The organism is Aeromonas sp. FL131 (assembly GCF_049860615.1).
Lineage (GTDB): Bacteria > Pseudomonadota > Gammaproteobacteria > Enterobacterales > Aeromonadaceae > Aeromonas > Aeromonas hydrophila.
The window spans coordinates 4,063,052-4,090,000 of the sequence record NZ_CP187595.1 but is presented as its reverse complement, the minus strand read 5'-3'; the positions used below and the strand labels follow the sequence as shown (position 1 = coordinate 4,090,000).

Here is a 26,949-nt window from a genome sequence, read left to right as displayed (position 1 = left end):
GCCCCGTACACGAAAACAACCTTGATGTGAAATCGAGTAGGGCGGGACACGTGACATCCTGTCTGAATATGGGGGGACCATCCTCCAAGGCTAAATACTCCTGACTGACCGATAGTGAACCAGTACCGTGAGGGAAAGGCGAAAAGAACCCCTGTGAGGGGAGTGAAATAGAACCTGAAACCGTGTACGTACAAGCAGTGGGAGCCCTTCGGGGTGACTGCGTACCTTTTGTATAATGGGTCAGCGACTTACATTTTGTAGCGAGGTTAACCGTATAGGGGAGCCGTAGGGAAACCGAGTCTTAACTGGGCGTCTAGTTGCAAGGTGTAGACCCGAAACCGGGTGATCTAGCCATGGGCAGGTTGAAGGTTGAGTAACATCAACTGGAGGACCGAACCCACTAACGTTGCAAAGTTAGGGGATGACCTGTGGCTGGGGGTGAAAGGCCAATCAAACTCGGAGATAGCTGGTTCTCCCCGAAAGCTATTTAGGTAGCGCCTCGGACGAATACTACTGGGGGTAGAGCACTGTTTGGGCTAGGGGGTCATCCCGACTTACCAACCCCATGCAAACTCCGAATACCAGTAAGTAATATCCGGGAGACACACGGCGGGTGCTAACGTCCGTCGTGAAGAGGGAAACAACCCAGACCGCCGGCTAAGGTCCCAAAGTTCTGGTTAAGTGGGAAACGATGTGGGAAGGCTCAGACAGCTAGGATGTTGGCTTAGAAGCAGCCATCATTTAAAGAAAGCGTAATAGCTCACTAGTCGAGTCGGCCTGCGCGGAAGATGTAACGGGGCTCAAACCAGGCACCGAAGCCGCGGATTCACGCTAAGCGTGAGTGGTAGGGGAGCGTTCTGTAAGTCTGCGAAGGTGTGTCGAGAGGCATGCTGGAGATATCAGAAGTGCGAATGCTGACGTAAGTAACGATAAAGGGGGTGAAAAGCCTCCTCGCCGGAAGACCAAGGGTTCCTGTCCAACGTTAATCGGGGCAGGGTGAGTCGACCCCTAAGGCGAGGCCGAAAGGCGTAGTCGATGGGAAGCAGGTTAATATTCCTGCACGACTTGTAATTGCGATGGGGGGACGGAGAAGGCTAGGTGGGCCAGGCGACGGTTGTCCTGGTGAAAGTGCGTAGGTGGTGTTTCTAGGCAAATCCGGAGACACAACACTGAGACACGAGACGAACGCACTACGGTGCGGAAGCCATTGATGCCCTGCTTCCAGGAAAAGCCTCTAAGCTTCAGATTACAAGTCATCGTACCCCAAACCGACACAGGTGGTCGGGTAGAGAATACCAAGGCGCTTGAGAGAACTCGGGTGAAGGAACTAGGCAAAATAGAACCGTAACTTCGGGAGAAGGTTCGCTCTTGACAGTGAAGTCCCTTGCGGATGGAGCAGTTGGGAGTCGCAGTGACCAGATGGCTGGGACTGTTTATCAAAAACACAGCACTCTGCAAACACGAAAGTGGACGTATAGGGTGTGACACCTGCCCGGTGCCGGAAGGTTAATTGATGGGGTTAGCGCAAGCGAAGCTCTTGATCGAAGCCCCGGTAAACGGCGGCCGTAACTATAACGGTCCTAAGGTAGCGAAATTCCTTGTCGGGTAAGTTCCGACCTGCACGAATGGTGTAACCATGGCCATGCTGTCTCCACCCGAGACTCAGTGAAATCGAATTCGCCGTGAAGATGCGGTGTACCCGCGGCTAGACGGAAAGACCCCGTGAACCTTTACTACAGCTTGGCACTGAACATTGAACCTACATGTGTAGGATAGGTGGGAGGCTTTGAAGGCGTGACGCCAGTTGCGCTGGAGCCGTCCTTGAAATACCACCCTTGTATGTTTGATGTTCTAACGCAGGCCCATGAATCTGGGTCGCGGACAGTGCCTGGTGGGTAGTTTGACTGGGGCGGTCTCCTCCCAAAGAGTAACGGAGGAGCACGAAGGTTGGCTAATCCTGGTCGGACATCAGGAGGTTAGTGCAATGGCATAAGCCAGCTTAACTGCGAGACGGACAGGTCGAGCAGGTACGAAAGTAGGTCATAGTGATCCGGTGGTTCTGAATGGAAGGGCCATCGCTCAACGGATAAAAGGTACTCCGGGGATAACAGGCTGATACCGCCCAAGAGTTCATATCGACGGCGGTGTTTGGCACCTCGATGTCGGCTCATCACATCCTGGGGCTGAAGTCGGTCCCAAGGGTATGGCTGTTCGCCATTTAAAGTGGTACGCGAGCTGGGTTCAGAACGTCGTGAGACAGTTCGGTCCCTATCTGCCGTGGGCGTTGGATGATTGAAGGGAGTTGCTCCTAGTACGAGAGGACCGGAGTGAACGAACCTCTGGTGTTCGGGTTGTCACGCCAGTGGCACTGCCCGGTAGCTAAGTTCGGAATCGATAACCGCTGAAAGCATCTAAGCGGGAAGCGAGCCCTGAGATGAGTCATCCCTGACCCCTTGAGGGTCCTAAAGGGCCGTTGGAGACCACAACGTTGATAGGTGGGGTGTGTAAGCGCGGCGACGTGTTGAGCTAACCCATACTAATTACCCGTGAGGCTTAACCATACAACACCCAAGAAGTGTTTCGAGCCTTGTGACAAATACGAAACTACTTACATCAGCTTTCACAGATTGAAGAATTTGCCTGGCGGCCATAGCGCCGTGGAACCACCTGAACCCATGCCGAACTCAGAAGTGAAACGCGGTAGCGCCGATGGTAGTGTGGCATTCGCCATGCGAGAGTAGGACACTGCCAGGCACCCAATTAAACGGTGATGTGAAGAATCACATTACTGGCTGCGAGGATGACACCTCAATGAAGCGGCAGACAATTTAGCAAAAAGCTAACCAGACAGCGGAGCGGTAGTTCAGTCGGTTAGAATACCGGCCTGTCACGCCGGGGGTCGCGGGTTCGAGTCCCGTCCGCTCCGCCACTACTTAAGAAGCCCAGTCTAACGACTGGGCTTTTTTTCGTTTAACTTTTCCCGAATTGCCTCTTTTTCCCCTCACGCGGTTCAGTAAAACACGCAAAGCCAGACGGTGGTCATGTCGGGATGGGTCCATTCCACCCTGTGTTTCTGGCGGGCTGTAATGTTGCTGTGCGCGCTGAGCCAGCTGTACACATGACTTGCCCGCTGCAGAACTAACCCAGAGCAGCGTTCACGAAGTGTAGGAGGTGAGAGAGGGGGTATTCTGGCTGACAATGGGCACCCAGATTGAGGGGGGATCTAGAGCACACAGGATGTGCTGTGACAGCGAGTAGAGCCCCATGTCATTGATCGTTCTGGTACAAAAGGCACATAAAGAAAAGGGGACGGCGGCCGCCGTCCCCTCAAGTCATCTAGTCCAGTCCATGAACTGCAACGCTCCCTGCAATCCCTGACTTTATCCTGATCCTTCGGAATATCCCCTTCCCAATCCGTTGAGGTGTCCTGTGGCCATCCTAGCCTGGCAATCGCTCCTGATTGCTGCACTCTCTCCATCCTGGAGGTGTCCGTTACCACATCCCGTGGTGTTCCTTGCGTCATCCTGACAGACAACCATCCGGGTTGTCTCGCTTCATCCTGAAGCTGTCCTGCTCGCTTCCTGCGAGGTCCATAATCTTCCTGAAGAGCAATCATCCTGTTTGCTCTGCCTCATCCCGAGGTGTCCGCAACCACGTCCCGTGGTGTCCTGCAATCCGTTTGATAACCGTCCTGGTTACCGGCCTCATCCTGAAGTGTTCCCTGCCCACGCCCTGTGGTTTATTCCCTGCTTATGCGCTGTTTCCGCATCCTGCCGAACCAGCTCCGTCCTTGTGAGACCCATATTAAGGGAACCAGGGGGCGGAACAAGGGCGGTTCCGACGTTATTGGCGTGGCGATAACGGATTAATGACCAATGCTATAGAGATAAAGCTATATAAATCATGGTATTAGTTTGTTTCATGGGAAAGCATGTGGATTCAAAGATGGCTTCGCGTACGGTTCGACACAGTGGCCTCTTACAGCTGCCATGGCGGATCTCTTACACGCAAAAACGGGGCGAAAACGATGGTACAAACAGGCTCAATTCGGTGGGTAAGACTTAAAAATTAGTTGAATAAATATGCTCAAAAAGAATACAAAAAGCCGGGCTTGGCCCGGCTTTTTCTGCGGTGGTCAGCTGACGCGGCTACCCGGTGTCGGATACGCCTTGCGCAAGGATTCAGGCGCCAACACTTCTAGGTTCCCGCTCATATTGTTGAGCCAGGTACGGAACTCGGGGGTGTCCTGTACCTCGGTTTCCACCACCACGCTGCGCTTGTCGTAGCGAGTCATGCGCGGGTTGTGGCCGGGGATCTGTCCGTCGACCAGGGTCGGGCAGTTGGCATCGATGCGACCGACGAAGCGGATCGGCCCGCTGACATCCTGATACCCCTGATCGCGGATCAGTTTCTGGATGTTGAAATCCTTCGGCTGGGTCGCGCTGAAGTTGGTCAGCTCCACGTTCTTGATGTGATCGAACGGGATGCCGTAGACCTTGGGATCCAGCTCGGACAGGGTGCAGAGCAGGGTCGGCCCTTCCGCCTGGTTCAGGATGCCGAGCGGATTGATGCGGTCGTAGCAGAGCCATACTGTGCGCTCCTTGATGACCCGCTGGATCTCGGCACTGAACTTGCGACCGCGCCACAATGCATCGCGGATCAGCGTGCTGCGGCGGATTTCAGGGTTGCCGACAAACGGGCGCGGTGACTGGTGCACGCTCTCGAGCCAGCGTTCAGCCAGTTCGCTCTGGCTATCGCGGATCACCTGGCTGGCCTTGTCGACCAAGGGGTTCAGTTCGGTCAGTACGCTGGCCGGCAACAGCTGGCTGGCCTGATCGCTCCAGGTTTTCAGCGCCACTGCCAAGGAGAGCGGCATTATGTTGGCAAAGTCGTTGAGGCCATGGCGCTCGAAGCACCAGCCGTGTGGTTTGCTGCGTTCATCCGAGGTGAGATCGAACAACCCCATGCCGGACATCTCTTCCAGGTCCCGTTGCACGGTACGCAGACTGACGTGGATGCCTTCTTCTTCCAGTTTTACCTGGAGTTGGCTGGCGGTCAGCTTGTAAGGGCGGTGCGGGATGCAACGCGCCAAGGTCAGTTGTCGTAACAGCTTCTTACTCATGGTGCATGCCTTCACTGGTTTAGCGTTGAGTGTATCCTAGCCATGCTTTGCGACAGTCTATGTCGCAAGTTTTGCTGCGACAACTGTCGCCATTTTCATACAAACCAAGCTAACCACATGATCCAAAACATAATTGTCATCATTTTTGGCAGCAATCGAGGCTTAAAAATGATGAAAATTCACCAAATGAAAGTGCTGCCTTACGGATTTGGGGGAGAGGAAAAAACAGAAATGACGGGGAAATGCAGAATATGATGTGGAGGGGATGGCTCCCCTCCATCAGGCAGGTATTTTTTGGCTGGATCAGGCCAGCCAGGACAAGGTGGATTTGGTGATGGCGGCGCCCACCATGTAGCCAAATACCGCCAGGGCCGCGAGGCCGGCCACGAGCTTCTGGCTGCGCGCAGGGCGCTTGAGCGCCATGACGCCGAGGCCGATGTAAACCACCAGTGCGATCAGCTTGGCCATCAGCCAGGGTTGTTGGCCCGGGCTCATTTGCAGGGTCACCGCCAGCAGCACCCCGAACAGCAACAGGAAGGTGTCGTTGACATGGGGCAGGATCTTCAGCCACTTCTGCTGCAGGCGGGCACTGCCCCCCAGGGCCAGCAGCCAGCGATAGAGGAACAGCAGCACGCTGACCAGCGCCAGCGTCATGTGCAGGTGTTTGAGCATGGGGTAATAGGCAATCATATTGCTTCCTTGTCGTTGTCGGGCAGACCGCTGTTCCAGTTGTGAGCGTGAATGCTCTCCTGTCCTTCCTGATCGTCTTGCAGCAGATCGGAGAGGATGTCCCGGTATTGCAGGCTCTTGTTGATATAGGTGTGTTCGTCGTCCAGGTAGTTGACCTGTTCCCGCAGCAGCCAGTTGTCGTGCTGCTTGAAGGTCTGGCCGGCCCGCCATGCCTGGTTGGCCCGAAAGCCGAGCTGGGTCAGGGCTTCCACCCCCAGATCCACGGCAGAACCCAGGGTTTCCCGGTATACGCTGCCCACGCCCTGGCGCAGGATCTCGTGAGCGTGGGGACGATCCTGGGCTCGCGCCAGTATCTTAAGGTGTGGGAAGTGTTTCTTCACCATTTCAATCACTTCGAGTGACGTGGCCGGATCGTTGATGGAGAGCACCAGCAGCTTGGCCTTGTGGGCGCCGGCGGCGTGCAGCAGGTCAAGCCGGCTGGCATCGCCATAGAACACCTGATAACCATACTTGCGCAGCATCTCGATCTGGCTGGCATCCTGCTCGAGTATGGTGGTGCCGATGCCGTGGCCGTGCAGCAGACGCCCCACGATCTGACCGAAACGGCCGAAGCCGGCGATGATGACCGGGTGCTCCACCAGCTCCGGCTGCTCGTGCTGCGGCAATTCACTCTGGTTGCGATAGTCGAACCAGGGCTGGATCACCCGATCGTTGAGGATCAGCAGCAGCGGCGTCAGCGCCATGGAGAGTGCCACCACCAGGGTCAGCAGGGCGATGGTATCCCCCGGCAGCACCTTGTTCTGGGCGGCGAACGAGAACAGCACGAAGGCAAACTCCCCGCCCTGGGCCAGCGCCAGCCCGAAGGTCCAGCGCTGACTCGGCGAGATGCGAATGGCAAAGCCGAGCGCCATCAGCACCAGCCACTTGAGCACCATCAGGCCGACCACCAGGGCCGGGATCAGCAGCGGGTGCTCGGCAAACAGCCCGAAGTTGATGCCGGCGCCCACCGACATGAAGAAGAGGCCGAGCAGCAGCCCCTTGAACGGTTCTATGTCTGCCTCCAGCTCGTGGCGATATTCGCTGTCCGCCAGCACCACGCCGGCGAGGAAGGAGCCAAGGGCGGGGGAGAGGCCGACCGACTCCATCAGCACGGCGATGGCGATCACCAGCAGCAGGGCGGCGGCGACGAAGATCTCCCGCATGTGGGACTGGGCGATGGCGCGGAACACCGGTCGCATCAGGTAATGACCACCCAGCACTATGCCGGAGATGGCAGCCACCACCAGCAGGCCGTGTTGCCAGCCGGCCAGCTCCGAGCTGCTGCTGGCCACCGGCGCGATGGCCAGCAGCGGCAGGATCGCCAGGATGGGAATGACGGCGATGTCCTGGAACAGCAGCACGGCAAAGGCGGAGCGGCCGCTCTCGCTCTGCATCAGTTTGCGCTCCTGTAGACTCTGCAGCACGATGGCGGTGGAGGAGAGCGCCAGGATGAGGCCGATGGCCAGCCCCTGCTGCCACGGCAGGCCGATGAGGTGTGCCACGCCGGTCAGGGCGGCCGTGGTGAGCAACACCTGCAGCCCGCCGGTGCCGAGAATGGGCCCCTTCAACTGCCACAACAGTGCCGGTCTGAGCTCCAGCCCGACCAGAAACAGCATCAGCACGACCCCGAACTCGGCGAAGTGCATCACATCCTTTTGTTCACCCACCAGCCCCAGCAGGAAGGGACCTATGATGATGCCCGCCAGCAGGTAACCGAGCACGGATCCCAGCCCCCAGCGTTTGGCCAGCGGCACCGCGATCACCGCGGCGGAGAGGTAGATGAAGGCATCGAACAGCAAACCATGTCCCATCAGCGGATCCTCCGAACTGTGGTGGAGGCCGATGTCGGCAGGCCGGGCCGTCGCCCGGATCGAGAGCGGGTCATGAGAGTACCTCCAGCAGATCGCGCAGATAGGGGCTGCCGGCAAGCTGGGCCGGGGTCAGCTGTTCGTCGCGCAGGGCACACAGCAGCTGGCGATAATCCTGGCCGCAGCGGCGCAGCGCCTCCTGATCCCGGATCTTGTGAAAGGAGTGCAGCACGAATGGCGGCAACCAGCTCATGCCGCACAGCTGGGCCGTCTGCCGGAACGGCAGCAGAAAGTCCAGCAGCGGGCGCTGGTTGTAGCCTTCACTGCAATAAGACTCGGGGGCGCCACCGGTGGTGATGGCCGACAGCCACTGCTTGCCGTTGAGGGCGTGGGCTTCCGGGCCGTAGGCGTAGCCATACTCCAGTACCAGATCCATCCACTCCTTCATGATGGCAGGGCAGGAGTACCAGTAAAAGGGGTGCTGGAACACGATGATGTCGTGTTCAGACAGCAGGGCCTGCTCCCGCTTCACGTTGATGAACATGTTGGGGTAGTGCTGGTAGAGGTCGTGCAGGGTGACGCCCTCCAGGCCGTCGATGGCCTGCAGCAGCTGCTTGTTGGCCCGGGAGCTCTGCAGCGCCGGGTGTGAAAAGATAACCAGAATGCGTTTCATGGGTTCCTGATCTGAAGAGGGGCCAAATACCGGTGCAAGCGACCGGCGAAAAAAAGATGCATTGAGTAGCGACGTTATCAAGAAGCGCCATGGCTCGCCAGTTCCGGGATAAGCTCGCGCAGCGCCGGATTGAGGGTCTGGTGGGCGGGATAGCAGAGGCCGATGCGCCGGAACATCCGTGGTCCGCGCACCGGCACGGTACACAGACTCGCTTCGTCCTCCACCAGCCCGTCCGGTAGAAAGCTGATGCCGACCCCGGCCAGCACCAGCGCCATCACCAGCCCCTTGCTCTCGGCCTTGGCCACCAGATTGAGGGTGAGTCGGTCACAAGCCAGCAGGCCTATGGTCTGCTGATGGGCTTCGCAGGGGGGGCACTCAATAAAATCATAATGTTGCAGCTCGGCCAACTCGAGTTGCTGGCGGCTGGCGAGGGGATGGTCGCGGCGCACGCACAAGACATAATCCTCCTCCCACAGCGGCAGGAAGATCTCGTCCTCCCGGCGCAGGGCATCCAGGGTCAGCCGACAGTCGGCAGGCGTCCCGTAATCGGAGAGGGTGAGATCCAGCTCGGGCAGCACAGCCTGCACCTGCTGCAGCAATTCCGCCACCCGCCGCCGGCTCAGGTCCGGCATGATGGCCAGGTTGAGCCGCGCACGCGTCGCCTTCTGGCGAAACAGCGCCGGTAGCCGGCGCGCCTCTTCCACCAGCTTGACCGCGTGGGGATAGAGGTAATGGGCCTGATCCCTGGCCGCCACCCCCTTCTTGCCCCGGATGAACAGGCTGTCACCCAGGGTCTCTTCCAGCTGACGCAGCCCCGCCGAGAGGGAGGGCTGGCTGACGTGGCAGCGTTCGGCCGCCGCCGTGATGTTCTTCTCTTCATAGATGGCGATGAAGAAGCGCAGCAGTCTCAGATCCAGCATAAGCCCAACCATAGTTTTTTCAGATGATAACCAGCGGAAAACAATATTTATCACTGATGGATGCAGTGACTATAGTGATCCCGTTCCGTGCTGGCCAGCCGCTTGTTTGCTCAAACCGACTCTTGAATCAGAAGGAAAACATCATGTCCAAGCCTCTCGTCGTGATCACCGGTGCCTCCGCCGGGATCGGTGCCGCCATTGCCCGCGCCTTCTCCGCCGCCGGCCATCCGCTGCTGCTGCTGGCCCGCCGGGTCGAGCCCATGCAGGCGCTGGCGCTGCCCGATACCCTCTGCATCGGGGTTGATGTGACCGACACCGCCGCCATGAAGGCCGCCATCCAGCAGGCCGAGGCGCAATTCGGTCCGGTCGGCTGTCTGGTCAACAACGCCGGCGTCATGCTGCTGGGACAAGCCGATGTGCAGGACCCGGCCGAGTGGCAGCAGATGCTCAACATCAACGTGATGGGGGTGTTGAACGGTGTTCACGCTGTGCTGGCCGGCATGAAGGCCCGTCGCAGCGGCACCATCATCAACATCAGCTCCATCGCCGGTCGCAAGACCTTCCCGAACCATGCCGCCTACTGTGCCACCAAGTTCGCGGTGCACGCCCTGACCGAGAACATCCGGGAAGAGGTGGCCGACGTCGGCGTGCGGATGGTGACCATAGCCCCGGGCGCGGTGGAGACCGAGCTGCTCAGCCACACCACGGACGAGAGCATCAAGGCCGGCTACCACGACTGGAAGGATCAGATGGGCGGCGTCATTGCGCCTGAGGTAATCGCCGACGCCGTGCTCTATGCATGGAGCCAGCCGGCCAACGTCTGCGTGCGCGAGATCGTGCTGGCGGCGACCCGTCAGCAACCTTGATGGCGGCTGACTGGAAGAGGGGGAGGGCTTGACCCTCCCCCTGGGCCAAGGGTTACCATAGGCCACCTTTCGTCAATGAGTCGTCTCATGGTTCTGACCCGTCGCCAACTCGCTCGCGCTCGCCGCTGGCTCCCCCTGTGGAGTCTGCTGATGGTGCTGATGTCGTTTGGCAGCCGGGCGGCGACCGATCTCTGTACCCTGACGCCTCATTGCAGCCAGAGCGAACGCACCCTGGAGAAGGCCATGCCCTGTGGCAGCTTCACCTCGGCGCTCGCCATGACGGTGGTCACCGGCGACAGCCTGACGGTTGCCATGCTGGAACCCGATACCCCGGATTTCATCTCCCCCTCCCAGTTCATGCCGGATGTTCCGACCGACCGGCTGGAGCGTCCGCCCCGTCATCTCGGTTGAGTCGAGTCACCCTGTTTTTTTGGGCATTTCTTCTTATCCGAGGTGAGTTATGTACAAGTCCCTGTTATTGGCCGTGCTGGCCGGTACCGTCAGTTTTTCTGCTCTGGCAACCGAGCAGATGACCGTCTACAAGTCCCAGTATTGCGGCTGCTGCAAGACCTGGATCAAGCACATGGAAGAGAACGGCTTTGAGGTCAAGGTCGTCGAAACCGAGCAGCTTGAACCGGTCAAGCAGCAGTACGGCATCACTCCGCAGCTGGCTTCCTGCCACACCGGAGTGGTGAACGGCTATGTGGTGGAGGGGCATGTACCCGCCGCCGACGTGCAGAAGCTGCTCAAGGAAAAACCGGCGATCCGCGGCCTGACCATTCCGGGCATGCCCCAGAGTGCGCCAGGCATGGATATTCCGGGTCAGCCCTATCAGGTGCTGAGCATCAGCAACGAGGGCGCGACCAAGGTCTGGTCGAGCTACCCCGGCTGATGAAAACTGGCCGTGAGCAGACACACTTCCATCATGTGAGGCACACCTGAGCGAGCCCGTGTCGCTCACGGTCAGGTATGGGGGCCGCCATCGCGAGATGGCGGCCCTTTTACATCAGGGCGCGGGAGAACTTGCAACTGAAGGCGACAAGGGGCAGATTGATCCCCTGTCCAAGGAGCCAAGGCTCAGGTCCGCCAACCCTTTTACAGCGCAAAGGATGCGACATGTTCACCTTTTCCCGAGGGCTTCTGCTGCTGGCTTGTCTGGCCGCCGTTCCCTGTTCATATGCCAATGATGAGTCCGCCATGCCCACAAGCGACACCCTGATCCAGCCTCCCGTGGCCGCCAAACACCCTCACGCCATCAAGAAACACGGGGATACCCGGGTCGACAACTACTACTGGCTGCGCGATGACGAGCGCCAGAAACCCGAGGTGCTGGCCTACCTCGAGGCTGAAAACGCCTACACCGACGCCATGCTCAAACCGATCAAGCCGCTGCGCGACCAGCTCTATCAGGAGATGGTCGCCCGCATTCCGCAGCAGGACGAGTCGGTGCCCTACGTGAAAAACGGCTATCGCTACCAGACCCGCTACGAGCCGGGCAAGGAGTACGCCATCTATTCGCGCAGCAAGCTGGGTGAAGAGGCTGCAAGCCTGCTGCTGGACGGCAACCAGCGCGCCGAAGGCCACGAGTTCTACGCCCTGGGGGCGCTCGAGGTGAGCCGCAACAATCGTTGGCTGGCGGTGGCGGAAGATTTCCTCTCCCGCCGTCAGTACCAGATCCAGTTCCTCGATCTGGAGAGCGGCAAGTGGGCCACCGACACGCTGGAGAACACCTCCGGCAATCTGGTCTGGGCCAACGACAGCAAGACGGTGTTCTACGTGCGCAAGCACCCCAAGACGCTGCTGCCCTACCAGGTCTATCGCCACGAGCTGGGCACGGATCCAGCCAAGGATCAGCTGGTCTATGAGGAGAAGGACGACTCCTTCTATGTGAGCCTCTACGCCACCACCTCGGAAGATTTCATCGTCATCGCCCTCTCCAGCACCACCTCAGGCGAGGCGCGTCTCATCGATGCCAACGTGCCGACCCAGGCGCCGCGGCTGTTCCTGCCGCGCCAGGTGGATCACGAATACAGCCTGGATCACTACCGCGGCCGCTTCTATGTGCGCTCCAACAAGGACGGCAAGAACTTCGGCCTCTACGAGACCAAGGAGAGCCCGGTGGATCGCTGGAAGGCGGTGATCGCCCCCAATCCGGACGTGCTGCTGGAGAGCTATGCCCTGTTCAAGGAGTGGCTGGTGCTGGAGGAGCGCAGTCAGGGGTTGACCCGGCTGCGTCAGGTCAACTGGCAGAGCGGCGAGCAGAAAGAGATCGCCTTCGACGATCCGGCCTATGTCACCTGGCTCGCCTACAACCCGGAGCCGGATACCAGCGCGCTGCGCTATGGTTACTCCTCCATGACCACCCCCTCGTCCACCTACGAGCTCGACCTGGACAGCGGCAAGCGCACCCTGCTCAAGCAGCAGCCGGTGGCGGGCTTCAAGGCCGATCAATATGCCAGCGAGCGGCTCTGGATCACCGCCCGTGACGGTGTGGCCGTGCCGGTGTCGCTGGTCTATCGCAAGGACAAGTTCAAGCAAGAGGGGGCGGGTGCGCACACCAATCCGCTGCTGGTCTACGGCTACGGCTCCTACGGTGCCAGCATGGACCCGGATTTCAGCAGCGCCCGGCTGAGCCTGCTGGACCGCGGCTTCGTCTACGCCATCGCTCACATCCGCGGCGGCGAGGAGTTGGGGCGCCACTGGTATGAAGATGGCAAGCTGCTGAAAAAGCAGAATACCTTCAACGACTTCATCGATGTGACCGAGGCGCTGGTGGCGCAGGGCTACGGCGCCAGGGATCAGGTCTACGCCATGGGCGGCAGCGCCGGTGGCCTGCTGATGGGGGCCATCATCAATCAGGCGCCCCAGCTCTATCGCGGCGTGGTGGCCCAGGTGCCGTTCGTCGACGTGGTCACCACCATGCTGGACGAGTCCATTCCCCTCACCACCGGGGAGTATGACGAGTGGGGCAACCCGAACCAGAAGCGCTACTACGACTACATGAAGGCCTACAGCCCCTACGATCAGGTCAAGGCGCAGGCCTATCCCAACCTGCTGGTGACCACCGGGCTGCACGACTCCCAGGTGCAGTACTGGGAGCCGGCCAAGTGGGTGGCCAAGCTGCGCGAGCTGAAGACGGATGATAACAAGTTGTTGCTGAGCACCGACATGGACGCCGGCCACGGCGGCAAGTCGGGTCGCTTCAAGGCCTACGAGGATATCGCACTGGAGTTCGCGTTTATTCTGGATCTGGCCAAGCCACAAGCATAAGTCACCACAGTTGCAGCCCTTGCCAGTCAAGGGCTGCAAAAGAATCTCCCTCCTCCCACTCTGTCTGCCGACGGGTAGCACATTCAATTAATCCCTGATCAGCAAATTAATGATCGGCTTCAAATTTCTCGTCATCCATATCCATCATTTTGTGTTTTTGTTTGATTTATGTTGGCGCCGTGTGCTTAATCGAAGCCGTTATGACTCTTTAATTGGCCCCCTCGGGGCCAATTATCTTCGGTTGGCATGACGCCGACTGTCTCACCACAGGATGCTGGTGGCTTTTTGGGGAACGTTCGCCGTTCACCCGCTTCCTCATATCGAGGTCATGGGCAACCGCCGACGCAGAACGGTGGTTTGTCCGGCATTCGCCCGTGGAACGGGCGAGCTGAATCAATCAAAAAGGATGAACAACATGAAAGGATTATCCCTGGCGTGTGCCCTGTCGGCTGTGCTGGCCGGCGTCTCGTTCGGTGGCCCGGTGCAGGCGCAGGAGCGCTTCGTGACCATAGGCACCGGCGGTCAGACCGGTGTCTACTACGTGGCGGGCCAGTCCATCTGCCGCTTCCTCAATCGCGGCGCCGCCGATCACCAGATCAAGTGCAACGCCCCGGCCAGTGGTGGCGGGGTGGCCAACGTCAACGGCATCCGCAGCGGTGAATTCAACTTCGGCATCATGCAGTCCGACCATCAGTACAAGGCGATGAAGGGGCTGCCGCCATTCCAGGCCGAGGGGGCCATGGACGACATGCGCGCTGTCTTCTCCCTGCAGAGCGAAGTGTTCACCATCCTGGCCCGCAAGGACGCCAAGATCGCCGGCTTCGACGATCTCAAGGGCAAGCGGGTCAACATCGGTAACCCTGGCTCCGGCCAGCGCGATACCTTTGAAGAGATCATGGCGGTTAAGGGCTGGAAGAAGGGCGACTTCGGCCTGGTCTCCGAGCTCAAGCCGGCCGAGCAGGCCTCAGCATTGGGTGACAACAACATCGACGCCATGAGCTACTTCGTCGGTCATCCCAACGGAGCCATCCAGGAAGCCTCCACCACCACCGACGCCGTGCTGGTCCCGGTCACCGGTGCCGACATCGACAAGTTGCTGGCCGAGAAGAGCTACTACAGCAAGGCCGAGATCCCGGGCGGCATCTACAAGGGCAGCGACCAGCCGACCCCGTCCATCGGCGGCAAGGCAGTGCTCTCCACCAGTGCCAAGGCCGATCCGGAAGTGGTCTATCAGCTGGTCAAATCCGTGTTCGACAACCTGGATCGTTTCAAGCGCCTGCATCCGGCCTTCGCCGACCTCAAAGAGGCCGACATGATCAAGGTGGGTCTCTCCGCCCCGCTGCATGAAGGGGCTGCCCGCTACTACAAAGAGCGCGGCTGGCTCTGATAGCGGGCCCAAGGGCCGCTGTCACTCTCTTCGACACCCGTCTGCCGCAGCCCGTGGTAGCGGGTGTCGTGTCGTTGTACTCGTTGGCACAAGTTAACCCCTATGCAAGATAAACAACTCTCTACCGAGGAACTGATCGCCCAGGATGTGGGGGCGCGTCTGCCGCTCGGCATCATGGGTGGGTGCATCACCACCCTGGCGCTCGCCTGGTCGCTGTTCCAGCTCTGGATCGCCTCGCCCCTGCCCTTCATGCTGGGCTTCGGCGTGCTCAATGACACCGAGACCCGTGCCATTCACCTCACCTTCGCCCTGCTGCTGGCCTATCTGGTGTTCCCGGCCTTTCGCCGCTCGCCGCGCGACCGGGTGCCGCTCGGCGATCTGGCGCTCGGGCTGGTGGCCGCCGGCGCCGCTTCCTATCTGTTCGTGATGTACGAGGCGCTGGCCCAGCGGCCGGGCAACCTCACCACCGCCGATCTGGTGACCGCCTGCATCGGCATCCCGCTGCTGCTGGAAGCGGCCCGCCGTGCGCTGGGGCCGGCCCTGGCGGTGATCGCTCTGGTGTTTCTCGCCTACAGCCTGGCGGGGCCCTGGATGCCGGGCCTGCTGGCCCACCGCGGGGTGAGCTTCACCGCGCTGGCCAACCACCAGTGGATCACCACCGAGGGGGTGTTCGGTATCGCCCTCGGCGTCTCCACCAGCTTCGTGTTCCTGTTCGTGCTGTTCGGTGCCCTGCTGGAGCGGGCCGGTGCAGGCCACTACTTCATCCAGTTGGCCTTCAGCCTGCTTGGCCACCTGCGCGGTGGCCCGGCCAAGGCGGCTGTGGTGGCCTCTGGCCTGACCGGCCTCATCTCCGGTTCCTCCATCGCCAACGTGGTGACCACTGGCACCTTTACCATTCCCATGATGAAGAAGGTGGGGTTCAGCGCCGAGAAGGCGGGGGCGGTGGAAGTGGCCTCCTCGGTCAACGGCCAGATCATGCCGCCGGTGATGGGGGCCGCGGCTTTCCTGATGGTGGAGTACGTGGGCATTCCCTACGTAGAGATCATCAAGCACGCCTTCCTGCCGGCAACCATCTCCTACATAGCGCTGCTCTACATCGTCCATCTGGAGGCGCTCAAGCTCGGCATGCAGCCCATCGGCGACCATCAGCCCAAGCCCTGGCTGCGCCGGTTGACCGGCTTTGCCTTTGGCGCCGCCCTGATCAGCGGGCTGTCGATGGCGGTCTACTACGGCCTGGGCTGGCTCAAGCCGGCGCTGGGCGACTATGCCCTGCCCGGCATCGCCCTGCTGCTGGCCGCCACCTATCTGGGGCTGTTGAAGATTGCCGCCAGCAATGAGCCACTGGCGGCGGAAGATCCGGACAAGCCGCTGACCGAACTGCCCAACACCCGTACCGTACTGCTCTCCGGCCTGCACTTCCTGCTGCCGGTGGTGGTACTGGTGTGGTGCCTGATGGTGGAGCGGCTCTCGCCCGGGCTGTCGGCCTTCTGGGGCACCGTCATGCTGGTGATCATACTGCTGACACAGCGGCCGCTGCTCAACTGGCTGCGCAGCGATGGCCGGCACGATTACGGCTCCCTGCAGGACGGCTTGATCGATCTGCGAGAGGGGCTGGTGGCCGGCGCCCGCAACATGATCGGCATCGGCATCGCCACCGCTACGGCGGGGATCATCGTCGGTGCCGTCTCCCAGACCGGGGTGGGCCTGGTGCTGGCGGATCTGGTGGAGATGCTCTCCATGGGCAACCTGCTGCTGATGTTGCTGCTGACCGCCCTGCTGAGTCTGATCCTCGGCATGGGGCTGCCCACCACCGCCAACTACATAGTGGTCTCCAGCCTGCTGGCGCCGGTGGTGGTGACGCTCGGGCAGCAGAACGGACTGATCGTGCCGCTCATCGCGGTGCATCTGTTCGTGTTCTACTTCGGCATCATGGCCGACGTGACGCCGCCGGTGGGGCTCGCCTCGTTCGCGGCGGCGGCCGTCTCCAAGGGCGATCCCATCAAGACCGGCATCACTGCCTTCTACTACAGCCTGCGCACCGCGGCGCTGCCGTTCCTGTTCATCTTCAACACCGACCTGCTGCTGATCGACGTGGACTTTGCCCACGGGGTGCTGATCTTCATGGTGGCCACCGTTGCCATGCTGATCTTCGCCGCCGCCACCCAGGGTCATTTCCTGGTGAAGAGTCGCTGGTACGAGAGCGTGCTGCTGTTGCTGGTGGCCTTCACCCTGTTCCGCCCCGGTTTCTGGATGGACATGGTGCACGATCCCTATCGCGAGACGCCGCCGGCCCAACTGGCCCAGACCCTGGGCGAGGTGGAGGCGGAGAGCACCCTGCGGCTGCGGATCCAGGGTGAGGATGCGGTGGGCAAGCTGCGTCAGTCGACCGTGCTGCTGGCGGTGCCGGCAGGGGAGGACGGGGAAGCCCGCCTCGCCAGCCTGGGGCTCGCGCTCTATGAGCAGGATGGCAAGACCCTGATCGACAGCGTCACCTTCGGTAGTCCGGCGGCGGCCGCCGGCATGGAGTTTGACCAGGAGATCCTGGTGGTCAAGGCCCCCACCGAACGCTGGCGCAAGGAGCTGATGTGGCTGCCCGGCTTCCTGCTGTTTGCACTGATCGTCTGGCTGCAACGGCGCCGGGTGGTGCGAGCATAACCAGGGTCAATAAAAACGGCGCCATCATGGCGCCGTTTTCATGCTCCCCGCTGGGGGTTTATTCTTGCGGATCCTGTTCCTGCAGCAGGTTCAGGGTCTGTTGTCCCACCTGGCTCAGGCCAAGCTGCTCGCAGGCTTGCTCGACGCTGATGCCTAGGTGGCACACCATGATATCCATCACCGGGAGGGATTATTCCTGCGGATCCTGCTCCTGCAGCAGGCTCAGGGTCTGTTGTTCCACCTGGCTCAGGCCCAGCTGTTCACAGGCTTGCTCGAAGCTGATGCCAAGGTGGCACATCATGATATCGATAGCGGGCAGATAGTTTTTCATTGCGTCTTCCATGGTGATCCTCCGGACCCGTCCCTTATGCCCGAACAGGGTGGGCGGGACAATTAGACTTTAGGCGTAGACTGCTCGTTTGCTGAGCGCCTCTGCCACTGGGCGGGGGAATTTGTTACTCTGCTTGTCAGCAAGAAGATGTTGCCGTATGACTGCGAGCAACACGTGAGGAGCAGGGCATGTTATTGAGTTTCTTGATCATCGCATCGGGCTGGTGGCACATTCGTGCGGCCTATGGCTCAGACTCCCGTCAGTTCTACATCAGCAAGCCGTTGACCATGCTGCTCATCATAGCGCTGGCCTTCGGCTATCAGAGCTATGACCACGACGGTTCCCACGCCTGGATCCTGCTCGGTCTCTGCCTGTCGCTGGCCGGCGACGTGCTGCTGATGTTGCCGAGCGACCGCTTCATCCAGGGGCTGGCTGCGTTTTTTGTCGCGCACCTCTGTTACATCGTCGGCTTCGCCCAGGGGCCGCTGGTGCTGAATCTGGTGGATGGTCTGCTGTTGCTGCTGGTGGCCGGCATGGTGTTCGGCCTGCTGTGGGGCAAGCTCGGGGAGATGAAGGTGCCCGTGTTCTGCTACATGCTGGTGATCATCGGCATGGCCTGGGTTGCCGCCGGCGCCTGGCATGCCTCCCTCACCGCCGGCAGTGCCGCCGCCCTGGTGGGTGCGCTGATGTTCCTCTTCTCCGACAGCATGCTGGCGCTGGACCGCTTCCGCCGCCCCTTCCCCCATGCCACCGCCTGGGTGATGACCAGCTACTTCGCTGCCCAGTTTCTGATTGCCGCCTCGCTGGCGGGGTGACTGTGGCTGAGTTGTCTCCTCGCCAAGGGGAGTGCGCAGACAAAAAAACGGGCCATCAGGCCCGTTTTGCTATGCCATTCCCACCGTTTTTCACGCCTCGAGTGGTTCGGCATCGGCTGCCCTGGGGGCGGGCTGCTTGAGCAGCAGCATCAGGCCGCTGGCGAGCAGCAGGAAGATGCCCATTACGAAGAACACCTGGTTGTAGGCCATGATGGCCGCCTCCCGGCTGATGGTGTTCGACAGCATGGCCTGGGCCTGCTGGCGGGCCAGCTCGGGACCGGAGCCCTGCGCCATCATGGTCTGGGCCAGCTGCAGCAGGTAGCTCTGTCCCTCTATGCTGCTGGCGGCCAGGGTGCTGCTGATCTGGCTGACATGGATGCGGGTGTCGTTGTCGATCAGGGTGGCGATGATGGCGATGCCGAAGGCACCGCCCAGGTTGCGCAGCACGTTGAGCAGGGTCGAGGAGGAGGGGATCTCGTCGTGGGTCAGGCTGGCGGTCGCCACCAGGGAGAGCGGCACCATGATGAAGGGCTGGCCCAGCGCCCGCACGATGAGCGACTGGATCAGCTGGGGCCCGGCGTAATCCGCGCTCATGTTCATGTTCATGAAGCAGCTGACGGCGAACACCAGAAAGCCGAAGCTCACCAGATAGCGCGGATCTATCTTGTGGGTCAGTCTGGGCACCAGCGGCAGTACCAGCAACTGTGGCAGCCCCATCCACATCAGCACCTCACCGATTTCCAGCGCGTTGTAGTTGTGGATCTGGGTCATGTAGAGCGGCAGCACATAGATGGAACCCATCAGCGCCATGCCGAGCACCAGATAGGCGAAGCAGGCCAGCGCGAAGCGCGGGTTGTGCAGCAGCCGCAGGTTGACCAGCGGGTGGCGCCGCAGCAGCTGGCTGATGACGAAAAACACCAGCGCCACCACCGAGATGACGGTGAGCCGCACGATGAAGCTGGAACCGAACCAGTCCTCCCGGTTGCCCTCTTCCAGCACCACTTCCAGCAGGCCCAGTCCCACCGCCATGGTGACGATGCCGATGAGATCCACCCGCTTGATCACCTCCCAGTCCACCGGCTTCTTGTCGAGCCCGTGGGCCAGCATGGCCATCACCAGTAGTCCCGGCGGTACGTTCATGTAGAAGATGTAGTGCCAGGACATCTGCTCGGTCAGCCAGCCGCCCAGGGTCGGCCCGATGGCGGGGGCGAAGGTGGCGCACAGGCCGAACAACGCCATGCCGGTGGCCCGTTTGTGCAACGGCAGCAGGCTGACGATGAGGGAGAAGGCCATCGGGATCAGGGCCCCGCCGGTGAAGCCCTGCAGCGCCCGAAAGACGATCATGCTGGTGAGGTTCCAGCTGAATGAGCAGAGCACGGAGGCGACGATGAAGGCGCCGGTGGTCCACAGCAGGTAGCGCCGCACGCTCAGCCCCCGGCTCAGCCAGCCGCTCAGCGGGATGGCGATCATCTCCGCCACCAGATAGGAGGTGGAGATCCAGGAGCTTTCGCTCAAGGTGGCCGACAGGGCCCCCTGAATGTCCTTCAGGGAGGCGTTGGTGATCTGGATGTCGAGGATGGCCATGAAGGCGCCGATGAGGCCCCCCATGACCGCGATCCAGTTGCGACGCGGGATGGGTTCCATCAGTGGGCCGCAACCACGGGATCAGGACTGCGGGTGTCGACGATCACCTCGGTGGAGAGGCCCGGCAACAGCTTGCCCGCCAGCGGCCCCGGCTCCGGGATGCGGATCTTGACCGGCACCCGTTGCACGATCTTGGTGAAGTTGCCGGTGGCGTTCTCCGGTGGCAGCAGGGCGAACTTGGCGCCGGTGGCGGGGGCCAGGCTGTCGATGATCCCCTCGACCGGCTGATCCGGATAGGCATCCAGGATCACCTCCACCTTCTGGCCGGGCTGCATGTGGAGCAGCTGGGTCTCCTTGAAGTTGGCTTCGACCCACACCTGCTGCAGCGGCACCAGGCTGGCCACCTGCATGCCGGACTGGACGTAGAGCCCCGCCCGCAGACTGCGCTTGCCGATGATGCCGTCGGCCGGAGCCCGCAGCTCGGTATAGGCCAGCTCCAGCTTGGCCTGCTCCAGTTGGGCGGCGCTCAATGCCAGCTTGGCCTGGTTCTGCTTGGCCTCGGCATCCAGCACCAGCAGCCGCTCGCGGGCGGCCTGCAGGGCCGCTTTGGCCTCCTGCTCCTGGGCCTGATTGACCTGCAGACCGGCCCGTACCTCGTCCAGGCTGTCCTGGGAGCTGTAGTGGCGCTGGTTGAGCTGGCTGACGCGGCGCACCTGTTGCTGGGCCCGAACCTGTTCGGCATTGGCCGAGCTGACTTTGGCTTCGGCCTGGCGAATGAGGCTCAGCTGCTGGGTGCGGGTGGCGGCGAGATTCTCCGCCGTCGCCTGATTGAGGCGCAGGTCGGCTTCGGCCTCGGCCACCTTGGTCTTGTACTCCCGGTCGTCGAGGCGGGCGATGAGCTGGCCGGCCTTGACCGGCTGGTTGTCGGTCACCAGCACTTCGCTGATGTAGCCGGACAGCTTGGAACCGATGCCGGTGACCTCGCTCTGCAGGTAGGCGTTGTCGGTGCTCTCGAAATAGCGGCCGTGCAGATACCAGTAACCGGCAAACAGCAGACCGAGCAGGGCCAGGATCATGGCTGCCAGCAGGGGGATCTTCTTGTGTTGACTCATGTGGGGGATTCCTGAACTTAAGAGAGGCAGGCTAACACTGGCCGACTGTTTCGATTAGTATCCATTTATGAGATATACAGTTTCACTGGTGCAACAATGGATCTGAACGCTGCATTGATTCTAGTGCGGATCGTCGACAAGGGTTCCTTCACGGCGGCCGCCCAGGAACTGGGCATGACCAAGGCGACGGTGAGCCGGCGCATCGCCGAGCTGGAGCAGCGCCTCGGCGTGCGGCTGCTCTACCGTTCGACCCGCCAGCTCACCCTGACCGAGGCCGGCGAGCAGTACTATCTGCGCTGCAGCAAGGCGGTGGACGAGCTGGCCCAGGCCGAGCTGATGGTGAGCGCCAGCCAGCAGGAGGTGACCGGCACCCTCAAGCTGGCGGTGCCCATCGAAGCGGGGCAGCTGGTGGTGGGCAGGCTGGTGGCGGAGTTTCTGCAGGCCTATCCCGGCCTGCAGGTGGAGCTGGAGCTGACCAATCGCATCGTGGATCCCATCAACGAGGGGCTGGATGCGATCGTGCGGATCGGCGACATGAGCGACTCGAACCTGGCGGCGCGGCGGCTGTGGAGCAACGCCCGCCTGATCTGTGCCAGCCCGGCATACCTGGCGCGCAGCCCCGCCATCACCCATCCCGAGGATCTGGTGCATCATGAGCGGGTGGCGGTGACCAGCGGCTTTCTGGCGTCGCACTGGTGCTTCGAGCGGGATGACAGGGAGGTGCTGGTTGACCCTCCCTCCCGCTTTCGGGTTAATAATATAACCTGTGCCAGAGAGGCGGCGAAGGCCGGGCTGGGGCTCGCCTCCCTGCCCGCCATGCTCTGCCACGAGGAGCTGGCGAGCGGGACCCTGGTGTCCGTGCTGCCCGAGTGGCAGCAGCCCAGGGTGCCGATTTACCTGCTGTTTCCGGAGCGGCGGCTGATGCCGCGAAAATTGCGGGTGTTCATCGACTTCATCGTGGCCAAGGGGGCCGACTACGGCATCGATACTCTGCTGTAGCCGGTCAGAGGCGGTGCCGTGGTCACGGCATCGTGAGTGAATCTGAGGGGGAAGACATGGATCACTGGATCAATCTGTATCGGGCTTCCCATTCGCTGGAGGCCCATGCCCTGAAAGGGGCGCTGGAAGTGGAGGGGGTGCCGGTGCGGCTCAATGGCGAGGCGCTGTCGGGCGCCCTGGGCGAACTGCCGGTGGACCTGCTGCAGGTGACCCTGATGGTGCGCGAACAGGATCGCAGCAAGGCAGGGCGGGTCATCGAGCGCTATCAGCAGCGCCAGGGCAACGGCTGGCTGTGTGGTCAATGCGGGGAGGAGAACGGCGCCAACTTCGATGTCTGCTGGCGCTGCCACCACGATCCCCACGAAAATTAATCGCTCGCCCTGCCTCAGCGCAGGGTGAAGTCGATGTCCTCGCCCGCGCTGGCGTCGTGATAGGTCGCCAGATCCAGCTCCCGCTCGCTGCGGGCAATCAACACGGATACCAGAATATCGCCGGAGACGTTGACCGTGGTGCGCGCCATGTCGAGGATCCGGTCGATCCCGGCGATCAGTGCCACCCCTTCCAGCGGCAGTCCCACCGCGGTCAGCGTCAGCGTCAACAGCATCAGGCCGGTGCCCGGCGTACCCGCCGTGCCGATGCTGGCCAGGGTGGCGATGCTGATGATGGTCAGGTAATCCACCATGTGCAGATCCACCCCGAAGGCCTGGGCCACGAACAGGGCGGTCACCCCCTGATAGAGCGCGGTGCCGTCCATGTTGATGGTGGCGCCGATGGGCAGCACCTTGGCGGTGATGGCGGGAGAGACCCCGAGCCGGCGCTCGGCGCAGGCCAGGCTGATGGGCAGGGTGCTGTTGCTGGAGCTGCTGGTGAAGGCCACCGCCTGGGCATCGACGATGCTCTTGAAGTAGTGCAGCGGATTGAGGCGGGCCAGCAGGAGCAGCAGGCTGCTGTAGACGCCGAGCACGTGCAGCAGGCAGCCGAGGTAGACGGCGCCGATCACCTTGAGCAGCGGCAGCAGCAGGCTCATGCCGTACTTGCCGGTCATCCAGGCCATCAGGGCGCAGACGCCGTAAGGGGCCAGCGCCATCACCATCTGGGTCAGCTTGAACATCCCCTCCGCCAGCGAGGTGAAGAACAGGATGGCGGGGCGGCCGCGCCGACCGGTGGCGTTGAGGGCGAGGGCGAGGGCCACCGCGAACACGATCACCTGCAGGATCTTGCCGTCCACCATGGCCTGCACCGGGTTGCGCGGCACCAGGTGGCTCAGCACGCTGGCCAGGGTGGGGGACTCCGCCATGCCGACCCGCTCATAGGGCCCCATGTTGGCGCCCATGCCGGGCTCCAGCAGCCAGCCCATCATCAGGCCGATGCAGATGGCGACGGCGGTGGAGCAGAGGTAGAGGCCGATAGCCTTGCCGGCGATCCGATCGAGGGTCTTGCCCTTGAGCAGCGAGGTGAGGCCGGCGATGACCGAACAGAAGATGAGGGGCACCATCAGCATCTGGATGGTGTTGACGAACAGCACGCCGATGGGCTTGAGCAGCAACGCCTGCTCGCTGAAACCGGCGCCGAGCCCGATCCCCGTCAGCATGCCGAGCAGGGTTTTCAACCAGAGCGGGCGGCGGGTCCAGATCCGCCAGGGCTTGAAAGCCAGTCCATGGAACAGCATGACGCCAATGTCCTTATATTCGGTCTGCGGTGGCAAAAAGGGGCGTTAGTGTAGCCATCCCCTGCTCAGGTTGCCACATTATCGACAAAGCCGCGGCCATCACCAGTACGGACGCAGGGAAATCGGCAATTTGTTGGCCTATATCAAGGTCGTCGGCAGTGGGGCAGGATTTAATAGGCATCAAATATGTCTATTCAAGAGGTTTGCAATGACTCAATCGGTACACGGTCACGAAGTGATGGAGATGATGCTGGCGCATGGCGGCCAGTTTACCCGGGCCAGCCTCAAGCAGGCCATCGACGAGCGCTTCGGCGCCGAGGCCCGTTTCCACACCTGCAGCGCCAGCGAGATGGATGCCGAGGCTCTGATCGACTTCCTGGCCAAGCGCGGCAAGTTCATCGAATCGGAGCAGGGTTTCCAGACTCATGTCGACAAGATCTGCAACCACGGTTGATCCCCGCCGGCGAGCGCCCGCCGTGCTCGCCGAATCCCGCCGCCTTTGTTATATTTCGCCCTCTTTCCCCTCCTTTTGTTGAAGGCTTAGCCTGGGCGTTGTATGGACACTTTCTCCGCTGCCGTCATGTTGTTTCTGATCATGGATCCGCTGGGCAACCTGCCGGTCTTCCTGTCGATCCTGCGTCATATCGATCCCAAGCGGCGCCGCAAGGTGATGATGCGGGAGCTGCTGTTTTCACTGGTGATCATGATGGCCTTCCTGTTCGTCGGCCAGCAGATCCTCAATTTCCTCAACCTGCGGCAGGAGGCGGTCAGCATCGCCGGCGGCATCATCCTGTTCCTCATCGCCATCAAGATGATCTTCCCGAGTGAGGGCGGAGTGACCGGGCTGGCCGCGGGTGAGGAGCCCTTCCTGGTGCCCATGGCCATCCCCATGATTGCCGGCCCCTCGATCCTAGCGTCCTTGCTGCTGCTGGCCAACCAGGAGCCGACCCGGATGGCGGACTGGTCGCTGGCGCTGTTGATGGCCTGGGGCGCCAGCGCGGTGATCCTGATGTTCTACGAGGTATTCAACAAGCTGCTGGGTGAGCGAGGACTCACCGCGGTGGAGCGTCTGATGGGCATGCTGCTGGTGATGATCTCGGTGCAGATGCTGCTCGACGGGGTGCACCACTACCTGGCGGTAACCGGTCAGAACTGACCGGCCAACAGAAAAGACACGGGGCTCGACGAGCCCCGTTTTTTTGCCTGTGATCCGGCGTTGTGACCGTCAGGGTCTTTCGGCCCGGTACTGATATCAGGACGGTTCGGCAGCAGTGGGCTCCAGCTTGCCCATGATGAGGGTCAGCAGGGTTTCCCGCAGCCAGCGGTGGCCCGGATCCTCCTCATGGCGCTGATGCCAGATCAGCAGGTGGGAGATGCTGTCGAGGGCGATGGGCAGCGGCAGCGGCACCAGCGGATAGACCTGGGTGGCGTGGCGGGCGTAGAGCCGGGAGAGGGTCACTATCATGTCCGAGTGCATGCCCATCCGCAGCGCCGCCTCGAAGGAGGGCACGGTCGCCTCGATGCGGCGATAGAGATCCTGCTCCGCCAGCTTGTGATCCAGCATCCAGCGATCGCGCCCCTCGCAATAGGTCTGCACGTGGGGATAGGCCAGGTAGCGGGTGAGATCCCACTCGGGTTCGTGCAGGGCGGGGTGGTCGTGCTGCACCAGGCAGGTCAGATCGTCGATGGCGAGCAGCCGCTGGCAGATGGCGTTGGGCAGGGTGTCGAGCCGAAAGTCCGAGTTGATGCAGTTCTCCCGCACCGTGAAGGCGATGTCCACCTGACCCTGGCTCATCTCGGTCAGGCTGTTCTCGGTCCACTCCTCGTAGCGCAGCCGGATGCCGGGGGCCTGCCGTTTCAGCTCGCTCAGGTAGAGCGGGGCGAACAGGGTGAAGGCGCTGTCCATGCTGGCGATGACGAACTCTCGCTCGGTGGTGGTCGGGTCAAAATCCGGTGGCTGGATCAGGTTGTCGAGCGACAGCAGGATGGGCTGCAGTTGCTGCTGCAGGCTGAGGGCGCGAGCGGTGGGTTCCAGCCCGTAGGCCGAGCGCACGAACAGGGGGTCGTCGAAGGTTTCCCGCAGCCGGCCGAGCGCCTTGCTGACGGCAGACTGGCTCAGGTGCAGCCGACGGGCCGCCCGGCTGCCGTTCCGCTCTTCCAGTAATACTTGCAGGATAATCAATAGATTGAGGTCGATGCGCCCCAACTGTTCCAGCAACATGATATGAATCCTCTTCAATTCTTAGATGAATTTATACCATTTGTTTTCATATCTAGGCGAATTTATGCTCGAAACGTCTCTCGCCTTCGATGGCGGCTGGTACAGGATGTAGTGGTTGAGGGGACAAGTAGCATCAAGCAATACGGCGACCCTGGGTCGCCGTATTTTTTGAGTGATTTATTTGCAAACTTGCACCTGTCTTGATTTTGCCCAACAATCTTTGCGCCTTCTTTTGATACAAACAATCGGTATCTATCAGTCAGGAGTATCCCTATGGGACTCGGTGGAATTCATATCTGGCATTTGTTGATCCTGCTCGTCGTCGTGGTCGTGGTGTTTGGCAGCAAACGCCTGGCTGGCGCCGGGGAAGATCTGGGCACCGCCATCAGGGATTTTCGCAAAGCCTTGCGTGACGATGAATCACAGCCGAAATAAGTGGGAGTTGAATGATGTCCGTAGAAGAGAAAGTGGAATTGAACGAGACCTGTGACAGCTGCGGCTGTTTCGCCGAAATTGGTACCATCATCGGCGAAGGTGACGATGTGATGGAGCTGGTGATCGAGGCCGCTGCAGAAGCCGATGCGCGCGCCAAGCTGGCCGCCTACGAGGCGCTGGCCAAGCAGGTCACTGCCGAAGCTACAAGCAGCAGCGAACTCAGTCAGGGCGCCAACGGCGTGATCCTGAAAGCCCGCCTGCAATTCACCTGCACCGCCGAAAAACTCATTTTCGAGATGCGTGCCCGCTCTATCTGAGCCTGCTGATGACACGGCAGGCTTGCCTGCCGTGTT

At 61.2% G+C, this 26,949-nt stretch carries 23 protein-coding genes, 1 tRNA gene and 2 rRNA genes (1 of these 26 running past the window's edge); 16 read left to right on the top strand and 10 right to left on the bottom strand.

What is annotated here, in order from left to right; translation table 11 throughout:
• From ACPW75_RS18945 to ACPW75_RS18935, 3 genes are all read left to right on the top strand, one after another.
• A 23S ribosomal RNA gene (locus ACPW75_RS18945) occupies positions 1 to 2,561 on the top strand (it extends 328 nt beyond the left edge of the window).
• A 78-nt stretch (positions 2,562 to 2,639) separates the two neighbouring features.
• A 5S ribosomal RNA gene (rrf, locus tag ACPW75_RS18940) occupies positions 2,640 to 2,754 on the top strand.
• Between the two features lie 98 nt (positions 2,755 to 2,852).
• Positions 2,853 to 2,929, top strand: a tRNA-Asp gene (locus ACPW75_RS18935).
• A 1,206-nt stretch (positions 2,930 to 4,135) separates the two neighbouring features.
• Here the strand turns inward: ACPW75_RS18935 and ACPW75_RS18930 are convergent.
• The 5 genes from ACPW75_RS18930 to ACPW75_RS18910 all read right to left on the bottom strand — a co-directional run bounded on the left by ACPW75_RS18930 (position 4,136) and on the right by ACPW75_RS18910 (position 9,252).
• Positions 4,136 to 5,122, bottom strand: coding sequence for a helix-turn-helix transcriptional regulator (locus ACPW75_RS18930; RefSeq protein ID WP_179101364.1), 987 nt, complete (start codon positions 5,120 to 5,122; stop codon positions 4,136 to 4,138).
• A gap of 303 nt (positions 5,123 to 5,425) precedes the next feature.
• Positions 5,426 to 5,812 (bottom strand): SirB2 family protein, encoded by a 387-nt coding sequence (locus ACPW75_RS18925; RefSeq protein ID WP_077095811.1) that lies wholly within the window; start codon positions 5,810 to 5,812, stop codon positions 5,426 to 5,428.
• Positions 5,809 to 7,662 (bottom strand): monovalent cation:proton antiporter-2 (CPA2) family protein, encoded by a 1,854-nt coding sequence (locus ACPW75_RS18920; RefSeq protein ID WP_077095810.1) that lies wholly within the window; start codon positions 7,660 to 7,662, stop codon positions 5,809 to 5,811. Before ACPW75_RS18920 ends, ACPW75_RS18925 begins: the two co-directional genes overlap by 4 nt.
• 70 nt (positions 7,663 to 7,732) lie before the next feature.
• Positions 7,733 to 8,332: an NAD(P)H-dependent oxidoreductase gene (locus ACPW75_RS18915; RefSeq protein WP_016349118.1), complete on the bottom strand. Its 600-nt coding sequence runs from the start codon at positions 8,330 to 8,332 to the stop codon at positions 7,733 to 7,735.
• A gap of 77 nt (positions 8,333 to 8,409) precedes the next feature.
• Positions 8,410 to 9,252 (bottom strand): LysR family transcriptional regulator, encoded by an 843-nt coding sequence (locus ACPW75_RS18910; protein ID WP_179101363.1) that lies wholly within the window; start codon positions 9,250 to 9,252, stop codon positions 8,410 to 8,412.
• A gap of 143 nt (positions 9,253 to 9,395) precedes the next feature.
• Here ACPW75_RS18910 and ACPW75_RS18905 point away from each other — a divergent pair, with 143 nt between their 5' ends.
• From ACPW75_RS18905 to ACPW75_RS18880, 6 genes are all read left to right on the top strand, one after another.
• Entirely contained in the window at positions 9,396 to 10,118 is a 723-nt protein-coding gene (locus ACPW75_RS18905; RefSeq protein ID WP_029304386.1) for an SDR family oxidoreductase, read from the top strand.
• A gap of 87 nt (positions 10,119 to 10,205) precedes the next feature.
• Positions 10,206 to 10,529: a hypothetical protein gene (locus ACPW75_RS18900; RefSeq protein WP_042066817.1), complete on the top strand. Its 324-nt coding sequence runs from the start codon at positions 10,206 to 10,208 to the stop codon at positions 10,527 to 10,529.
• A gap of 49 nt (positions 10,530 to 10,578) precedes the next feature.
• The gene (locus ACPW75_RS18895; protein WP_011704327.1) at positions 10,579 to 11,010 is read left to right on the top strand and encodes a DUF411 domain-containing protein; all 432 of its coding nucleotides are present in this window, start codon (positions 10,579 to 10,581) and stop codon (positions 11,008 to 11,010) included.
• Positions 11,011 to 11,234: 224 nt separating this feature from the next.
• Entirely contained in the window at positions 11,235 to 13,388 is a 2,154-nt protein-coding gene (locus ACPW75_RS18890) for a S9 family peptidase (RefSeq protein WP_179101362.1), read from the top strand.
• Between the two features lie 415 nt (positions 13,389 to 13,803).
• A complete protein-coding gene (locus tag ACPW75_RS18885) occupies positions 13,804 to 14,775 on the top strand; it encodes a TAXI family TRAP transporter solute-binding subunit (protein ID WP_016349123.1) in 972 nt (323 codons plus the stop codon).
• 102 nt (positions 14,776 to 14,877) lie between these two features.
• On the top strand, positions 14,878 to 17,430 hold the full coding sequence (locus ACPW75_RS18880; RefSeq protein ID WP_044798929.1) for a TRAP transporter permease: 2,553 nt from the start codon (positions 14,878 to 14,880) through the stop codon (positions 17,428 to 17,430).
• A gap of 190 nt (positions 17,431 to 17,620) precedes the next feature.
• Here ACPW75_RS18880 and ACPW75_RS18875 read toward each other — a convergent pair whose 3' ends face one another.
• Complete coding sequence (locus ACPW75_RS18875; RefSeq protein ID WP_016349126.1) at positions 17,621 to 17,761, bottom strand: hypothetical protein; 141 nt, start codon at positions 17,759 to 17,761, stop codon at positions 17,621 to 17,623.
• Positions 17,762 to 17,949: 188 nt separating this feature from the next.
• Here ACPW75_RS18875 and ACPW75_RS18870 point away from each other — a divergent pair, with 188 nt between their 5' ends.
• Positions 17,950 to 18,576: a lysoplasmalogenase gene (locus ACPW75_RS18870; protein WP_011704333.1), complete on the top strand. Its 627-nt coding sequence runs from the start codon at positions 17,950 to 17,952 to the stop codon at positions 18,574 to 18,576.
• A 90-nt stretch (positions 18,577 to 18,666) separates the two neighbouring features.
• Here ACPW75_RS18870 and ACPW75_RS18865 read toward each other — a convergent pair whose 3' ends face one another.
• Together ACPW75_RS18865 and ACPW75_RS18860 are read right to left on the bottom strand one after the other, a co-directional pair.
• On the bottom strand, positions 18,667 to 20,220 hold the full coding sequence (locus ACPW75_RS18865) for a DHA2 family efflux MFS transporter permease subunit (protein ID WP_011704334.1): 1,554 nt from the start codon (positions 20,218 to 20,220) through the stop codon (positions 18,667 to 18,669).
• The gene (locus ACPW75_RS18860; RefSeq protein ID WP_011704335.1) at positions 20,220 to 21,272 is read right to left on the bottom strand and encodes an HlyD family secretion protein; all 1,053 of its coding nucleotides are present in this window, start codon (positions 21,270 to 21,272) and stop codon (positions 20,220 to 20,222) included. Before ACPW75_RS18860 ends, ACPW75_RS18865 begins: the two co-directional genes overlap by 1 nt.
• Positions 21,273 to 21,368: 96 nt before the next feature.
• Here ACPW75_RS18860 and ACPW75_RS18855 point away from each other — a divergent pair, with 96 nt between their 5' ends.
• Together ACPW75_RS18855 and ACPW75_RS18850 are read left to right on the top strand one after the other, a co-directional pair.
• On the top strand, positions 21,369 to 22,271 hold the full coding sequence (locus ACPW75_RS18855) for a LysR family transcriptional regulator (protein ID WP_024946229.1): 903 nt from the start codon (positions 21,369 to 21,371) through the stop codon (positions 22,269 to 22,271).
• Between the two features lie 56 nt (positions 22,272 to 22,327).
• Positions 22,328 to 22,642: a DUF2007 domain-containing protein gene (locus ACPW75_RS18850; RefSeq protein WP_011704337.1), complete on the top strand. Its 315-nt coding sequence runs from the start codon at positions 22,328 to 22,330 to the stop codon at positions 22,640 to 22,642.
• 14 nt (positions 22,643 to 22,656) lie between these two features.
• On the opposite strand, the gene ACPW75_RS18845 is transcribed toward ACPW75_RS18850, so the two are convergent.
• On the bottom strand, positions 22,657 to 23,940 hold the full coding sequence (locus ACPW75_RS18845; protein WP_179101361.1) for a dicarboxylate/amino acid:cation symporter: 1,284 nt from the start codon (positions 23,938 to 23,940) through the stop codon (positions 22,657 to 22,659).
• Between the two features lie 208 nt (positions 23,941 to 24,148).
• Between ACPW75_RS18845 and ACPW75_RS18840 the strand changes: the two genes are divergently transcribed.
• Together ACPW75_RS18840 and ACPW75_RS18835 are read left to right on the top strand one after the other, a co-directional pair.
• Entirely contained in the window at positions 24,149 to 24,394 is a 246-nt protein-coding gene (locus ACPW75_RS18840) for a YecH family metal-binding protein (RefSeq protein WP_143238964.1), read from the top strand.
• A 102-nt stretch (positions 24,395 to 24,496) separates the two neighbouring features.
• Positions 24,497 to 25,096, top strand: a complete 600-nt coding sequence (locus tag ACPW75_RS18835) for a YhgN family NAAT transporter (RefSeq protein WP_010635400.1) — start codon at positions 24,497 to 24,499, stop codon at positions 25,094 to 25,096.
• Between the two features lie 96 nt (positions 25,097 to 25,192).
• On the opposite strand, the gene ACPW75_RS18830 is transcribed toward ACPW75_RS18835, so the two are convergent.
• Positions 25,193 to 26,161: a LysR substrate-binding domain-containing protein gene (locus ACPW75_RS18830; RefSeq protein WP_011704340.1), complete on the bottom strand. Its 969-nt coding sequence runs from the start codon at positions 26,159 to 26,161 to the stop codon at positions 25,193 to 25,195.
• Between the two features lie 273 nt (positions 26,162 to 26,434).
• Between ACPW75_RS18830 and tatA the strand changes: the two genes are divergently transcribed.
• Both tatA and ACPW75_RS18820 read left to right on the top strand, forming a co-directional pair.
• Complete coding sequence (gene tatA / locus ACPW75_RS18825) at positions 26,435 to 26,596, top strand: twin-arginine translocase TatA/TatE family subunit (RefSeq protein ID WP_005308036.1); 162 nt, start codon at positions 26,435 to 26,437, stop codon at positions 26,594 to 26,596.
• Between the two features lie 14 nt (positions 26,597 to 26,610).
• A complete protein-coding gene (locus tag ACPW75_RS18820; protein WP_011704341.1) occupies positions 26,611 to 26,913 on the top strand; it encodes a YfcZ/YiiS family protein in 303 nt (100 codons plus the stop codon).
• Positions 26,914 to 26,949 lie beyond the last annotated feature (36 nt).

Coding starts and splice junctions, on each gene's coding strand:
- ACPW75_RS18905 (WP_029304386.1), top strand. CDS start 9,396: ATGTCCAAGCCTCTCGTCGTGATCACCGGTGCCTCCGCCGGGATCGGT.
- ACPW75_RS18870 (WP_011704333.1), top strand. CDS start 17,950: ATGTTATTGAGTTTCTTGATCATCGCATCGGGCTGGTGGCACATTCGT.
- ACPW75_RS18910 (WP_179101363.1), bottom strand. CDS start 9,252: ATGCTGGATCTGAGACTGCTGCGCTTCTTCATCGCCATCTATGAAGAG.
- ACPW75_RS18820 (WP_011704341.1), top strand. CDS start 26,611: ATGTCCGTAGAAGAGAAAGTGGAATTGAACGAGACCTGTGACAGCTGC.
- ACPW75_RS18835 (WP_010635400.1), top strand. CDS start 24,497: ATGGACACTTTCTCCGCTGCCGTCATGTTGTTTCTGATCATGGATCCG.
- ACPW75_RS18860 (WP_011704335.1), bottom strand. CDS start 21,272: ATGAGTCAACACAAGAAGATCCCCCTGCTGGCAGCCATGATCCTGGCC.
- ACPW75_RS18875 (WP_016349126.1), bottom strand. CDS start 17,761: ATGAAAAACTATCTGCCCGCTATCGATATCATGATGTGCCACCTTGGC.
- ACPW75_RS18915 (WP_016349118.1), bottom strand. CDS start 8,332: ATGAAACGCATTCTGGTTATCTTTTCACACCCGGCGCTGCAGAGCTCC.
- ACPW75_RS18830 (WP_011704340.1), bottom strand. CDS start 26,161: ATGTTGCTGGAACAGTTGGGGCGCATCGACCTCAATCTATTGATTATC.
- ACPW75_RS18925 (WP_077095811.1), bottom strand. CDS start 5,812: ATGATTGCCTATTACCCCATGCTCAAACACCTGCACATGACGCTGGCG.
- ACPW75_RS18900 (WP_042066817.1), top strand. CDS start 10,206: ATGGTTCTGACCCGTCGCCAACTCGCTCGCGCTCGCCGCTGGCTCCCC.
- tatA (WP_005308036.1), top strand. CDS start 26,435: ATGGGACTCGGTGGAATTCATATCTGGCATTTGTTGATCCTGCTCGTC.
- ACPW75_RS18845 (WP_179101361.1), bottom strand. CDS start 23,940: ATGCTGTTCCATGGACTGGCTTTCAAGCCCTGGCGGATCTGGACCCGC.
- ACPW75_RS18885 (WP_016349123.1), top strand. CDS start 13,804: ATGAAAGGATTATCCCTGGCGTGTGCCCTGTCGGCTGTGCTGGCCGGC.
- ACPW75_RS18930 (WP_179101364.1), bottom strand. CDS start 5,122: ATGAGTAAGAAGCTGTTACGACAACTGACCTTGGCGCGTTGCATCCCG.
- ACPW75_RS18920 (WP_077095810.1), bottom strand. CDS start 7,662: ATGGGACATGGTTTGCTGTTCGATGCCTTCATCTACCTCTCCGCCGCG.
- ACPW75_RS18840 (WP_143238964.1), top strand. CDS start 24,149: ATGACTCAATCGGTACACGGTCACGAAGTGATGGAGATGATGCTGGCG.
- ACPW75_RS18855 (WP_024946229.1), top strand. CDS start 21,369: ATGGATCTGAACGCTGCATTGATTCTAGTGCGGATCGTCGACAAGGGT.
- ACPW75_RS18865 (WP_011704334.1), bottom strand. CDS start 20,220: ATGGAACCCATCCCGCGTCGCAACTGGATCGCGGTCATGGGGGGCCTC.
- ACPW75_RS18895 (WP_011704327.1), top strand. CDS start 10,579: ATGTACAAGTCCCTGTTATTGGCCGTGCTGGCCGGTACCGTCAGTTTT.
- ACPW75_RS18890 (WP_179101362.1), top strand. CDS start 11,235: ATGTTCACCTTTTCCCGAGGGCTTCTGCTGCTGGCTTGTCTGGCCGCC.
- ACPW75_RS18850 (WP_011704337.1), top strand. CDS start 22,328: ATGGATCACTGGATCAATCTGTATCGGGCTTCCCATTCGCTGGAGGCC.
- ACPW75_RS18880 (WP_044798929.1), top strand. CDS start 14,878: ATGCAAGATAAACAACTCTCTACCGAGGAACTGATCGCCCAGGATGTG.